Annotated in this window: 11 protein-coding genes; 6 read left to right on the plus strand and 5 right to left on the minus strand. The window is 75.0% G+C overall.

Going from position 1 to position 12863, the window contains the following annotated elements; all coding sequences use genetic code 11:
• Positions 1-43 precede the first annotated feature (43 nt).
• Both treY and treZ read left to right on the plus strand, forming a co-directional pair.
• Positions 44-2434 (plus strand): malto-oligosyltrehalose synthase, encoded by a 2391-nt coding sequence (treY, locus tag BX266_RS09170; protein ID WP_099898407.1) that lies wholly within the window; start codon positions 44-46, stop codon positions 2432-2434.
• A complete protein-coding gene (gene treZ, locus BX266_RS09175; RefSeq protein WP_099898408.1) occupies positions 2434-4167 on the plus strand; it encodes a malto-oligosyltrehalose trehalohydrolase in 1734 nt (577 codons plus the stop codon). Before treY ends, treZ begins: the two co-directional genes overlap by 1 nt.
• Before the next feature lie 4 nt (positions 4168-4171).
• Here the strand turns inward: treZ and BX266_RS09180 are convergent, their stop codons facing one another.
• On the minus strand, positions 4172-5077 hold the full coding sequence (locus BX266_RS09180) for a transketolase family protein (RefSeq protein WP_099898409.1): 906 nt from the start codon (positions 5075-5077) through the stop codon (positions 4172-4174).
• Positions 5078-5132: 55 nt separating this feature from the next.
• Positions 5133-5840, minus strand: coding sequence for a transketolase (locus BX266_RS09185; protein WP_099898410.1), 708 nt, complete (start codon positions 5838-5840; stop codon positions 5133-5135).
• 67 nt (positions 5841-5907) lie between these two features.
• Here BX266_RS09185 and soxR point away from each other — a divergent pair, with 67 nt between their 5' ends.
• The 3 genes from soxR (at position 5908) to BX266_RS09200 (ending at position 8306) form a co-directional block, all read left to right on the plus strand.
• Positions 5908-6426: a redox-sensitive transcriptional activator SoxR gene (gene soxR / locus BX266_RS09190; RefSeq protein WP_099898411.1), complete on the plus strand. Its 519-nt coding sequence runs from the start codon at positions 5908-5910 to the stop codon at positions 6424-6426.
• Positions 6427-6558: 132 nt separating this feature from the next.
• Complete coding sequence (locus BX266_RS09195) at positions 6559-7407, plus strand: SAM-dependent methyltransferase (protein WP_099898412.1); 849 nt, start codon at positions 6559-6561, stop codon at positions 7405-7407.
• Between the two features lie 62 nt (positions 7408-7469).
• Complete coding sequence (locus BX266_RS09200) at positions 7470-8306, plus strand: sulfurtransferase (RefSeq protein ID WP_099898413.1); 837 nt, start codon at positions 7470-7472, stop codon at positions 8304-8306.
• Here the strand turns inward: BX266_RS09200 and BX266_RS09205 are convergent.
• A complete protein-coding gene (locus BX266_RS09205; RefSeq protein WP_099898414.1) occupies positions 8240-10357 on the minus strand; it encodes an MMPL family transporter in 2118 nt (705 codons plus the stop codon). The genes BX266_RS09200 and BX266_RS09205 overlap by 67 nt on opposite strands.
• 91 nt (positions 10358-10448) lie before the next feature.
• Complete coding sequence (gene coaE / locus BX266_RS09210) at positions 10449-11045, minus strand: dephospho-CoA kinase (RefSeq protein ID WP_099898415.1); 597 nt, start codon at positions 11043-11045, stop codon at positions 10449-10451.
• A gap of 219 nt (positions 11046-11264) precedes the next feature.
• Here coaE and BX266_RS09215 point away from each other — a divergent pair, with 219 nt between their 5' ends.
• Positions 11265-12143 carry an alkaline phosphatase family protein gene (locus BX266_RS09215; protein ID WP_099898416.1) on the plus strand — a complete coding sequence of 293 codons (879 nt, stop codon included), beginning with the start codon at positions 11265-11267 and terminating at the stop codon, positions 12141-12143.
• Positions 12144-12202: 59 nt separating this feature from the next.
• Here BX266_RS09215 and BX266_RS09220 read toward each other — a convergent pair whose 3' ends face one another.
• On the minus strand, positions 12203-12847 hold the full coding sequence (locus BX266_RS09220; protein WP_099898417.1) for an MBL fold metallo-hydrolase: 645 nt from the start codon (positions 12845-12847) through the stop codon (positions 12203-12205).
• Positions 12848-12863: the final 16 nt, after the last annotated feature.

The following is a 12863-nucleotide window of genomic DNA, read 5'->3' on the forward strand; positions in this document are numbered from 1 at the left end:
GCAGTGCGCGGTACGCCTCCCCGTGCCCGGGTAGGGATCGGGTATGACGTCCGCCGCCGCACGCCCTTCGACGGCCCGCTTCCCGACGGCCACCTACCGGTTGCAGTTGCAGCCGGACTTCACCCTGCGCGACGCCCGCCGGGCGGTGCCGTACCTGGCGGCGCTCGGCGTGTCGCACCTGCACCTGTCTCCGCTGCTGGAGGCCGCGCCCGGCTCCACGCACGGCTACGACACGGTCGACCACAGCCGGATCAGCGAGCAGCTGGGCGGTGAGCAGGCGCTGCGCGAGCTGGCCGCGGAGGCCCGGCGGCACGACCTGGGCCTGATCGCCGACGTGGTGCCCAACCACATGGCGCTGCCGGTGCCGGAGCGGCTGAACCAGCCGCTGTGGCAGGTGCTGCGGGACGGCCCGGACTCGCCGTTCGCCTCCTGGTTCGACATCGACTGGACCGCGCAGGACGGGCCGGCGGACGCGCCGGACCGCGGCCGGCTGCTGCTGCCGCTGCTCGGCGACCGCCTCGGCGCGGTCCTCGACCAGCTGACCGTGGACGGCGACACGCTGCGCTACCACGAGCACGCCTTCCCGCTGCGGCCGGGCACCGAGCGGCTCGCCCTGCCGGAGCTGCTGGACCGTCAGTGGTACCGGCTGGCCTGGTGGCAGCTCGCCGACGAGCAGATCAACTACCGGCGGTTCTTCACCGTCAACGAGCTGATCGCCGTCCGGATGGAGGTGCCGGAGGTCTTCGAGGCCACCCACGAGGTGCTGCTGCGGCTGCACCGCGAGGGTGTGCTGGAGGGCTTCCGGATCGACCACCCGGACGGCCTGGCCGACCCGCGCGGCTACCTGCGCCGCCTCGCCGAGGCCACCGGCGGCGCCTACACGGTGGTGGAGAAGATCCTCACCGGTGACGAGCAACTGCCCGCCGACTGGCCGTGCGCGGGCACCACCGGCTACGACGCGCTGCGCCGGATCGACGGGGTGCTGACCGATCTGCGCGGCGCGGAGAAGCTGGTCGCCGGCTACCGGCGGGACGTCGGCGACGCCGCGGACGCCCGGGCCGCGGGACGGACCGGGCGGGCCGAGATGGTCGCGCCGGGCGGCGCGCTGTCGGCGGAGACCGAGCGGCTGGCCCGCCTGGTCGGGCGGATCTGCGCGGACGGCCCGGAGCTGGCCGACCACTCGCCGCTGGCGGTGCGCCGGGCGCTGGAGGGCCTGCTGACGGAGTATCCGGTGTACCGCCCGTACGTGGTGCCGGGCGAGCCGGCCCCGCCGGAGGCGGTCGAGGCCCTGACGCCCGCCGAGGGCGCCTCGGACACCGAGCGGCTGGTGCGCGCGCTCGCGCTCGGTGCGCTGGGCCGCTCACCCGCCAAGGACGAGTTCTGCCACCGCTTCGGGCAGACCGCTTCCGCGGTGGCGGCGAAGGGCGTCGAGGACACCGCCTTCTACCGGTTCAACGCCCTGCTGTCGCTCAACGAGGTGGGCGGTCTGCCGGAGCGCCCGGGCGTGTCGCCGGCGGAGTTCCACCGCTGGTGCGCCGAGCAGGAGCGGCGGTGGCCGCACTCGATGACGGCGCTGTCCACCCACGACACCAAGCGCAGCGCGGACGCCCGGGCGCGGCTCGCGGTGCTGGCGGAGCTGCCGGAGGCGTGGGCGGCGGAGTGCGCGGCCTGGACGGTCGCGGCGGGGCCGTGTCCGGACCGGTCGACGGCCTGGCTGCTGTGGCAGACCCTGCTGGCGGCCTGGCCGCTGTCCGAGGAGCGGCTGCTGGGCGTGGTGCTGAAGTCGGCGCGGGAGGCGAAGCGCCGCACCTCGTGGAAGGAGCCGGACGAGGGCTTCGAGCGGGTGCTGACCGGGTACGTGCGGGGGGCGCTGGCCAATCCCGGGCTGTGCCCGCGGATCGAGGGGTTCGTCCGGTTGCTGGCCCCGTTCGCCCGGGTGAACTCGCTGTCGGCGGCGCTGCTGCACCTGCTCGCGCCGGGCGTGCCGGACGTGTTCCAGGGCGGCGAGGAGCCGCTGTACACCCTGGTCGACCCGGACAACCGGGCGCCGGTCGACCTCGGCCCGCTGGCGGTGCGGCTCACCGACTCGCCCGAGCCGCGCGCCGGCGACCTGGCCCGCGAGAAGCTGCACCTCACCACCACGGCCCTGCACCTGCGCCGGACCGCCGAGCTGGGCCCGTACCGGCCGGTGGCCGCGACCGGCCCGGCCGCCGAGCACCTGCTGGCCTTCGGCCGCGGCGAGCGGGTGCTGGCCGCGGCGACCCGCCTGCCGTACGGCCTGCACCGGGCCGGCGGCTGGCGGGACACCCGGCTGGAGCTGCCCGAGGGCCGCTGGACCGATCTGCTGACGGACCGCCACTTCATCGGCGGCCCGGTCGAACTGTCGTATCTGTTCCAGCAGTTGCCGGTGGCGCTGCTCTCGGAGGGGTCTTGATGCGGTATCAGGTGTGGGCGCCGGACGCCAAGGTGGTCGAGGTCGAGGTGGGGGCGATCCCGTACCTGCTGGAGCGCGACCCGGCACGGCCGGGCTGGTGGCACGGGGAGGGCCCGGACGGTGACTACGGGTTCCGGCTGAACGGCAACATGGCGCTGCCCGACCCGCGCTCGGCCCGGCAGCCGTTCGGCCCGGACGGCCTGAGCCGGGCGGTCGACCACGCGGCGTTCGCCTGGTCGGAGACCGCCTGGCGGGGCCGCCCGGTGGCGGGGGCGGTGGTGTACGAGCTGCACGTCGGCACGTTCACCCCGGAGGGCACCTTCGACGCGGCCGCCGCCCGGCTCGACCACCTGGTCGAACTGGGCGTGGACTTCGTCGAGTTGATGCCGGTCTGCGCCTTCCCCGGCACCGCCGGCTGGGGGTACGACGGGGTGGCGCTGTGGGCGGTGCACGAGCCGTACGGCGGGCCGGACGGGCTGAAGCGCTTCGTGGACGCGGCGCACGTGCGCGGCCTCGGCGTGGTGCTGGACGTGGTGCACAACCACCTGGGACCGTCGGGCAACTACCTGCCGCGGTTCGGGCCGTACTTCACCGACCGGCACCAGACGCCGTGGGGATCCGCGGTCAACCTGGACGCGCCGGGCTCGGACGAGGTGCGGGCGTTCCTGATCGGCAGCGCGCTGGCCTGGCTGCGCGACTACCGGATCGACGGGCTGCGGCTGGACGCGGTGCACGCCCTGATCGACACCCGGGCGCTGCACTTCCTGGAGGAACTCGCCGCCGAGGTCGAGAAGCTGGCGCAGGCCACCGGACGTCCGCTGTTCCTGGTCGCGGAGTCCGACCTGAACGACCCGCGCACCACGGCGCCCCGGCAGGCCGGCGGCCTGGGCCTGACCGCGCAGTGGAGCGACGACTTCCACCACGCGCTGCACTGCCTGCTGACCGGCGAGTCGCAGGGCTACTACGCGGACTTCGCCGCCGACCCGTACGCGGCCGTCGCCAAGACCCTGACCGGCGGCTTCTTCCACGACGGCAGTTGGTCCTCGTTCCGGGGCCGCACGCACGGCCGCCGGTTCCCGTCCGGGTACGGGCACCACCTGCTGGGCTACGCGCAGACCCACGACCAGGTCGGCAACCGGGCCACCGGCGACCGGCTGTCCGCCGCGCTGCCGCCCGGGCGGCTGGCCGCGGCGGCGGCCCTGGTGCTGACCTCGCCGTTCACGCCGATGCTGTTCATGGGCGAGGAGTGGGGCGCGGGCACCCCATGGCAGTACTTCACCGACCACACCGACCCGCAGCTCGCCGAGGCCGTCCGGCAGGGCCGCCGCCGGGAGTTCGCCGAGCACGGCTGGCGCGCCGAGGACGTCCCCGACCCGCAGGACCCGGCGACGGTGCGCGCCTCCACCCTGGACTGGACCGAGCCGGGTCGCGCCCCGCACGCCGAACTCCTCGACTGGTACCGCCGGTTGATCCGGCTGCGGCGGACCGCCCCGGAGCTGGCGGACGGCGACCTGGCCGCCGTCGTGGTCCGGCACGACGCGGCGGCGGGGTGGCTGGCCGTGCACCGGGGCCGCTACCGGGTGCTGGTCCGGCTCGGCGGGTCCGGGCCCGCCGCCGTCCCGCTGGACGGTGAACTGGCAGCGCTGGAGGCCGTGTTCGGCGAGGTCCGGCCCGGCCGGGACGGCACCGCGCTGCTCGGGCCGGACGCCGTGGCGGTGGTCCGCACGGTGTGACCCGTCACCACAGGAACTCGGCGATCCGGGCGTGCAGCCCGGCCGCGTTCAGCCCGTACGCCGCCAGGTGCTCGGGGATCGAGCCGTAGTGCCGGTGCTCCGCCACCGGCACGCCCAGCCCGAGGACCCGGTGCGGCAGGTCGGCCAGCGCCCGGTGCGCCTCGCGCTCCGAGGTGCCCGCCAGGTACGGCTCGACCAGCACCACGTCGGCCCGGTCGCCGAGCGCCGCCCGCAGCCCCGCCGCGTCGAACGGGCGCACCGTGGCCGCGTACAGCACCGTCACGTCCAGCGTCTCGGTGGCCTCCAGCACCGCGTCCAGCATCGGGCCGACCGCCAGCACCACCCCGCGCCGCCCCTGGCGCACCGTCAGGAAGCGGTCCGGGGCGACCGGTCGGGCGTGCCGGTTCTGGTGCGCGGACAGCCGCACGTACTGCAGGGTGTCGCCGGCCGCGACGGCGTGGCGCAGCAGCAGGTCGGCCTCGGCGGGGTGGCCGGGGACGTGCACGTGCCAGTCCGGGAGGGTGTCCAGCAGGGCGACGTCGCCCGGCGACATGTGGGTGCGTCCGCCGGCCGGCCAGTCGTAGGAGCCGGCGGCGCTCACCAGGACCGCGCCGACGCCCTGGTGCACCAGGTCCAGCTTCACCTGCTCAAAGGGCCGTTCGATCAGGAAGCTGGCGAAGGTGTGGGCGATCGGCCGCATCCCGGTCAGTGCCAGGCCGCCGGCCGCGCCGATCAGCAGCTGCTCCCGGATGCCGACGTTCACCACCCGGTCGGGGTGCGCGCGGGCCGCCTCCGGGAATTGCGCCACCCCGATGTCGGCGAGCACCAGCGCGGTGCGCGGGTCCTGGTCCAGCAGTTCGGTGACGGTCGCGCCGAACTGCTCCCGCATGGTGGTCTCCTGCGTCTCCATGGCTCTCTCCCCTGGTGTCGGCCGTGCTCGGGTCCTGCGTCGGATGTGCTCGGTGTCAGCTGTTCTTGGGTTCGGTGCGGGCCACCACCACGTGCGGGCGGCCCGGGTGCGGGGCGGTGAACGCCCGGTACAGCGCCTCGTGGTCGCGGCCGTCCACGGTGGCCGTCGACCAGCCCTCGCCGGCGAACCGGGCCGCGATGCCGCCACTCCAGCCGTGCGTGGCCGAGGAGTTGTCGATCACCAGGGCGTGCAGCCGGTCCAGCCCGTACGCCCCGGCGAAGGCCACCGCCTCGTGGTTGGAGCCCTCGTCGAACTCGGCGTCCCCGAGCAGCACCCAGACCGCCGGGTCGTCCAGGCCCTGCGCCCGCAGGCCCAGCGCCGTCCCGACCGCCAGCGGCAGGCCGTGGCCCAGCGAGCCCGAGCCGATCTCCGCCCCGGGCACCAGCAGCCGGTCCGGGTGGTGGCCCAGCGGCGAGTCGTAGGACCCGAAGCTGTGCAGCAGCTCCACCGGGAAGAACCCCTTGGCGGCCAGCACCGCGTAGTACGCCATCGGGCCGTGGCCCTTGGACAGCAGGAACCGGTCCCGGTCCGCCGCCCCGGCGTTGCCCGGGTGCACCTTGAGCACCCGGTCGTACAGCACCCAGAGCGCGTCCAGGGTGGAGTGCGCTGCCGGGGAGTGCTTCTCGTCGCCCACCATCAGTGAGATCAGGTGCGGCAGGTCGGTGAATCCGTAACCGAGGGTGCTCGTCGCTTCGCTCGTCATGGGCAAGAGCATCCAACTTCAAGCGCGCTTGAAGTCAAGCGCGCGTTCCCGGGTATCCTGCCGACCCATGGCACCCTCCCGGCACGACGTCCTCACCATCGGCCAACTCGCCGAGCGCAGCGGCCTCGCCACCTCCGCGCTGCGCTACTACGAGAGCCTCGGGCTGATCCACTCCGCCCGCACCACCGGGAACCAGCGCCGCTACCCGCGCTCCACGCTGCGCCGGATCGCCTTCGTCCGGGCCGCCCAGCAGGTGGGCCTCAGCCTCGACGAAGTCCGCACCGCCCTGGCCCGGCTCCCCGAGGACCGCGCACCCACCCATCGCGAATGGAACTCCGTCGCCACCACCTGGCAGAGCCGAATCGACCGGCAGATTGCCGAACTCGAGCTGATGAAAGCGAAGTTGACCGGCTGCATCGGCTGCGGGTGCCTCTCCCTGACCCGCTGCGGCCTCTACAACGCCGGCGACCGCGCCGCCACCGCGGGAGCGGGCGCCCGCTACCTGCTCACCCGCGACCCCGACGCCGGCCCCGAACCGGACCGGGAGAACCGACCGGGGAATTCACCCGTAAATTCGAACGTCTGATCGAGCGGATTTCCCTCGGACATCGTGGACGATCCACCTCCCCACCGCCCTCTTTGCCGGTCCGTTGTCACACCGGAATCCGGGCCGTCTATGCTGCCCCCGAAAGCGCGTTCCACCGACGGGGGAGCAGATATGACCGACCATCAGGAAATCTCGCTCGACTGGATGTCCGGCGACCAGACCCCGCCGCCGTCCGCCGAGTTGCGCCCGGAGATTCCGCACCCGGCCCGGATGTACGACTACTACCTCGGCGGCAAGGACAACTTTCCCGCCGACCGGGCCGCCGCCGACCAGGTGCTCGCGCTCAGCCCGCTGGTGCGGATCAGCGCCCAGGCCAACCGGGCCTTCCTGCAGCGGGCCGTGCGCACCCTCGCCGAGCTGGGCGTGCGCCAGTTCCTGGACATCGGCACCGGCATCCCGTCCGCCGGCAACACCCACGAGATCGCGCAGTCCGTCGACCCGTCCGCGCGGGTCGCGTACCTGGACAACGACCCGATCGTCCTGGTGCACGGCCGGGCCCTGCTGGCCGGCGCCCAGCAGGGCAGCGTCAGCGTGCTGCAGGCCGACCTGCGGGAGCCCAAGTCGATCCTCGCCGACCCCGCCGTGCGCGGCCTGCTCGACCTCGAACAGCCGGTCGCCCTGCAGCTGTTCGCGATCCTGCACTTCATCGACGACGCCGACGACCCGTACGCGATCGTCCGCACCCTGGTGGACGCGCTGCCCTCCGGCAGCTACCTGGCGCTCTCGCACGCCACCGGCGACTTCGTGCCCCGGGAGGACGCCGAGAAGGGTCCCGCCGTCTACCGCTCCGCCACCGCGCAGCTCACCATGCGCACCCGCGAGCAGGTGCTCGGCTTCTTCGACGGCCTGGAACTCCTGGAGCCCGGCCTGGTCACCGCCCCGCTCTGGCGGCCCGACCAGCCGCCGCAGGACACCGACGGCCAGGTCGCCATCTGGGCGGGCGTGGCCCGCAAGCCCTGACCCCGGGGCCGCACCCGCGGCGGTGCGATCATGGCAGTCCCCTCACCGACGGAGCGCCCGCCATGACCGCACTGCCGCTGCCCGCCCCGCTGGTCGACGCCGACTGGCTGGCCGCCCACCTCGGCCACCCCGACCTGGTGGTCCTGGACGCGGGCGTGGGCGCGCACCGGCACGCCCCCGTACGCATCCCCGGGGCGCGGCCCTTCGACATCGACGGCGCGCTCTCCGACCACTCCTCCCCGCTGCCGCACACCATGCCCGCCGCCGCGGACTTCCAGCGCGAACTGCGCGCGCTCGGCGTCGGCGACCGCTCCACGGTGGTGGCGTACGACGGCGCCGGGGTGTACTCCAGCCCCCGCGCCTGGTGGATGCTGCACGCCATGGGCTTCGACCGGGCCGCCGTCCTGGACGGCGGACTGCCCGCCTGGCAGGCCGCCGGGCATCCCGTCAGCACCGAGCAACTCCCGGTCGCCCCGGGCGACTTCACCGCCCGCCCGCGCCCGGGCCGACTGCTCGACCGGGACGCCGTCGCGGCCGCCCTCACCGACCCCGACACCGCCGTCCTGGACGCCCGGGCCCACGACCGGTTCACCGGCGCCGCCCCCGAACCCCGTCCCCACCTGCGCGGCGGCCACCTGCCGGGCTCCACCAACCTCCCCTTCACCGACCTGCTCGCCGCCGACGGCCGCTACCTCCCGCTCCCCGCGCTGCGCGAACGCCTCGCCGCCGCCACCGCCGGCCGCCCCCGGCTGGTCGCCTCCTGCGGCTCCGGCGTCACCGCCTGCGTCCTCGCCTTCGCCGCCCACCTCGCCGGCCACCCCTCCCCCACCGTCTACGACGGCTCCTGGTCCGACTGGGCCCGCCCGGAGACCGCCCTCCCGGTGGTCACCGGCCCCTGAGCCGGCGCGGCCCGGGACAGCGCGCCGGGCCACCACATCCGGTGGTCGAGGTCGGCGGTCAGGGCGGTGACCAGGACGGAGCGCACCACCAGGGTGTCCAGCAGGACGCCGAGGGCGACGGCGAAGCCGATCTCGGCGAACGCCACCACGGGCAGCGTGCCGAGCACCGCGAAGGTCGCGGCCAGGATCAGCCCGGCGGAGGTGATCACTCCGCCGGTGGCGGCCAGGCCGGCGACCGCGCCGCGCCGGGTCCCCAGGTGCCCGGACTCCTCCCGGACCCGGGTCATCAGGAAGATGTTGTAGTCGATGCCGAGCGCCACCAGGAACACGAAGACGAACAGCGGGAACGCCTGGTCCTGGCCCTCGAAGTGGAAGACGTGCGCGAAGACGAACGCGCTGACGCCGAGCGCCGCCGCGTAGCTGAGCACCACCGTCGCGATCAGCACCAGAGGCGCGACCACGGCCCGCAGCAGCGCGGCCAGGATCAGCAGCACCACGGCCAGCACCAGCGGGATGACCACCTTGTTGTCGTGCGCGGCGGCCCGCCCGGCGTCCAGCGCCACCGCGGTCGGCCCGCCGACCTTCGCGTCGGCGTCGGGCACCGCGTGCACGGCGTCCCGGACCCGGTCCACGGTGGCCCTCGCCGCCGCCGAATCCGGCGGGTCGGTCAGCGTGGCCTGGAAGTACGCCTCGCCGGAGCGTTCCACCGTCGGCCCGATCCCGGCGATCCCGGGCGTGCTCGCGGCGGCCTGCCGGACGGCGTCCAGCGGCCCGGCGGCGCTCACCACCGACACCGGCGCGCCCGTCCCGCCGGGGAAGTGCGCGGCCAGCGTCCGCTGCCCGGTGACGGAGTCCGGCGTGCCGGTGAACGTCCCCGCCGAGCTCAGCCCGGCCGCGTTCAGCGACACCAGCCCGAGGGTGCACGCGGCGAGCGCCAGCGAGGTGCCCACCCACACCTTGCGCGGACGGCCGGCGATCCAGCCGCCGATCCGCGCCCACCGGCCGGTCCGGGTCGGCTCGGGCGTCCCGTACGCGGGCCGGACCGGCCAGAACACCCAGCGGCCGAACGCCACCAGCAGCGCCGGCAGCAGGGTCAGCATCGCCACCAGCGCCACCGCGACGCCGATCGCGCAGACCGGCCCCAGGCCGCTGGTGGAGTTCATCTCCGCGACCATCAGGCACAGCATGGACGCCGCGACCGTCGCCGAACTCGCCAGGATCGCCGGCCCGGCCCGGTGCAGGGCGGCCGCCATCGCCTCGTGCCGGTCCTGATGGCGCCTCAGTTCCTCCCGGTACCGGGCCGTCAGCAGCAGCGCGTAGTCGGTGCCCGCACCCAGCACCAGCACGATCAGGATGCCCGCACTCTGCGCGTTGACGGTCAGCCCCGCGTGCGCGGCGAACAGGTACACCACGCCCTCGGCGACGGTGAGCGCGACGCCCGCCGACAGCAGCGGCAGCAGCCACAGCACCGGGCTGCGGTAGGTGAGCAGCAGCAGCACGATCACCACGGTGACGGTCGCGTACAGCAGCGTCCCGTCGATGCCCTCGAACGCCTTCGACTGGTCCGCGGCCACGCCCGCCGGTCCGGTCACGTGCGTCACCAGCCCGGGCTGCGCGCCCGCCGCCGCGGTCGCCCGCAGGCTGTCCACGGCCGGCCCGAGGTTGTTCCACCCGGTGTCGCCGACCTGCACCGGCACCACCGTCTGGAGCGCCTTCCCGTCGCCGGACGCGGTCGGCCCGACGATCGGCGTCGTCACGTGCGGGGCCCCGGCGAACTCCTGGGCGTCCCGCACCGCCTTCGCGTGGTCCTCGACGGTGATGCCGCCGTCCCGCTGGTACACCACCACGGCCTGCGCGGTCTCCACCGGCTGGAACCGCCGCTGCGCCTCCAGCACCCGGGTCGACTCGGCGTTCGCGGGCAGCCAGCTGGACGCCTGGTTGTCCTCCGCCCCCATCAGCTTCCCCGCCAGCGGCGCGAAGACCACCAGCACCGCCAGCCACAGCCCGAGCACCACCCACTTGCCGCGCCGCCCGCACGGCAGCGCGGCCATTCTTCTGGCAGGACTCATCACAGCCGGCCCCCAGCCGATGCCCCGGGACGCTCGTCCTCCCAGCATCCCGCGCGGGCCGGCGGTCGGCATCCTAGGAGCGGCGCTGCTCCAGCTGCTCCCACAACTCGTCGACGCGGCCGGCCAGTCGGTTCAGGTCGCCGCTGTTGTCGAGCACCAGGTCGGCCACCTTCAGCCGGTCCTCGCGGGTCGCCTGGGCGGCCATCCGGGCCCGGGCCTCCTCCTCGGCCATGCCGCGCAACTCGACCAGCCGGCGCAGCCGTTCCTGGTCGGGGACGTCGATCACCACGACCAGCTCGTAGAGCGGCGCGAGCCCGTTCTCGGCGAGCAGCGGCACGTCGTGCACCACGATCGCGTCCGGCCCCGCGGCGGACTCCAGCTCGGCGGAGCGGGCCCGCACCAGGGGGTGGACGATGGCGTTCAGCTTCGCCCGCCGGGCCGGGTCGGCGAACACGATCGCGCCCAGCGCGGGCCGGTCCAGCGAGCCGTCCGCGCGCAGCACCCCGGGCCCGAACTCGGCCACCACGGCCGCCAGTCCGGGCGTCCCCGGGGCGACCACCTCACGGGCGATCAGGTCCGAGTCGACGATCACCGCGCCCCGTGCGGCCAGTTGGCGGGAGACCTCGCTCTTGCCCGCGCCGATCCCGCCGGTCAGTCCGATCCTCAGCATGCCGCCAGGTTACCGGCCCGTACGGCGGCCGCCGCAGGGGCCCGCGGCAGGACGAACGCGGGGCGAACATCACGGGAACTCTCCGACCGTCGACCCGTGCCGCGCCTGGCCCGAGTTGTCCGTACAGCTTTTCGGAGCCCGCGCCGCCGTCTAGGGTGCCGGGGACCCACCCTCGTCACGCGGCCCGCACCGCGCATCCCAACGAATCGGAGCACTCCCGTGTCCAGCCTCTGGCCCGCCGGCCCGCGCCGGGTCCTGGTCGTCGGCATCGACGGCGTCCGCCTCGACCTCCTCCCCGGCCTGCGCACCCCGCACCTGGACGCGGTCGCCGCCGCCGGCTTCCTCTCCCCGGTCGAGGTCGACGCGGCCACCCCCACCATGTCCGGCCCCTGCTGGGCGACCATCGCCACCGGCGTCGGCGTCGCCAAGCACGGCGTCTACGGCAACCACCTGGGCGGCCACCGGCTCGACGTGTTCCCCGACTTCACCACCCGGCTGGCCAAGACCCACCGCCGCCGCACCTTCGCCGTCGGCGGCTGGGAACCGCTCTTCCTGGCCCGCGACGGCGGCCCGCTGTTCGCCGCCCCCGCCCGGCTCTCCTACATCGCCCCGCTGGAGGACACCCCCGAGGCGTGGGAGGTCTGCGACGAACGCGTCACCGCCGAGGCCGAGTACGTGCTGGCGCGCTCCGACGACGACCCGCAGGCCACCTTCGTGTACCTCGGCGCCGTCGACGAGACCGCGCACTTCCGCGGCTGCGGCGAGGACTACCGCCGCTCGATCGAGACCGCCGACGCCCGGCTCGGCCGCCTGCTCGCCGCCCTCCGCGAACGCCCGACCCACGCCGCCGAGGAGTGGACCGTCATCGTGGTCACCGACCACGGCCACGTCGACGCCGGCGGCCACGGCGGCCGCACCCGCCTGGAGCGCACCGCCTGGATCGCCGCCGCCGGACCCGACATCACCCCCGGCGCGCCCGTCGGCCCGCTCCACCACACCGACGTCGCCGCCCACGTGTACGCCGCCCTGCAGATCACCCCCGATCCGCACTGGACGCTCGACGGCCGCCCCTTCACCGCCGTGAGCCCCGTCGCCTGACCGCCCGTCACCCCGCCTGCGCGCCGCCCTCCGCGGTGCGCAGGCGGGGTGACGGCGGGTCAGACCAGCTCCACCGACTCCCCCGCCGCCAGCGTCCGGTACTCCACCCCGCCCGTTCCCGGCCCCTGCGGACCGAGCAGCCGGCCGTGGATTGCCTGCCCCGCCTCGCTCAGCGTCGCCTCGTGGATCGCCACCGCCTGCCGCGGCCGCGCGTCCCGCAGGTAGTCGACCAGGTCGCCGGCCCGCAGCCAGGGCGCGCCGAGCGGCAGCAGCAGGGTGTCCACGGTGTCCGGCGGGACGGTCAGCGCGTCGCCGGGGTGGAACGCCCGGCCGCCCAGCAGGAAGCCGACGTTGGGGATCCGCGGGATGTCGGGATGGATCTCCGCGTGCCACTCGCCGTGCACGGTGACCGGCAGCCCGTCCAGGTCGAACGCGTCGCCGTCGCCGACCACCGTCACCCGCGCCCCGATGCCCTCCAGCTGCCGGGCCACCGCCCCGTTGGTGAACACCCGCAGGCCCGGGTTGGCCTCGACGGCCGCCCGGACCTGCTGCTCGGTGAAGTGGTCGGCGTGCTCGTGGGTGATCAGCAGCGCGCTCACGCCCGCCACCACCTCGGGTCCGCTGAACATCCCGGGGTCGATCAGCACCGCCCCGCCCGCGTGCTCGATCCGGACGCAGGCATGGCCGAACTTGGTCAGTCGCATGCGGCCCAGCCTAGGC

This window comes from Streptomyces sp. TLI_171 (assembly GCF_003610255.1).
In the GTDB taxonomy this organism is placed as follows: domain Bacteria; phylum Actinomycetota; class Actinomycetes; order Streptomycetales; family Streptomycetaceae; genus Kitasatospora.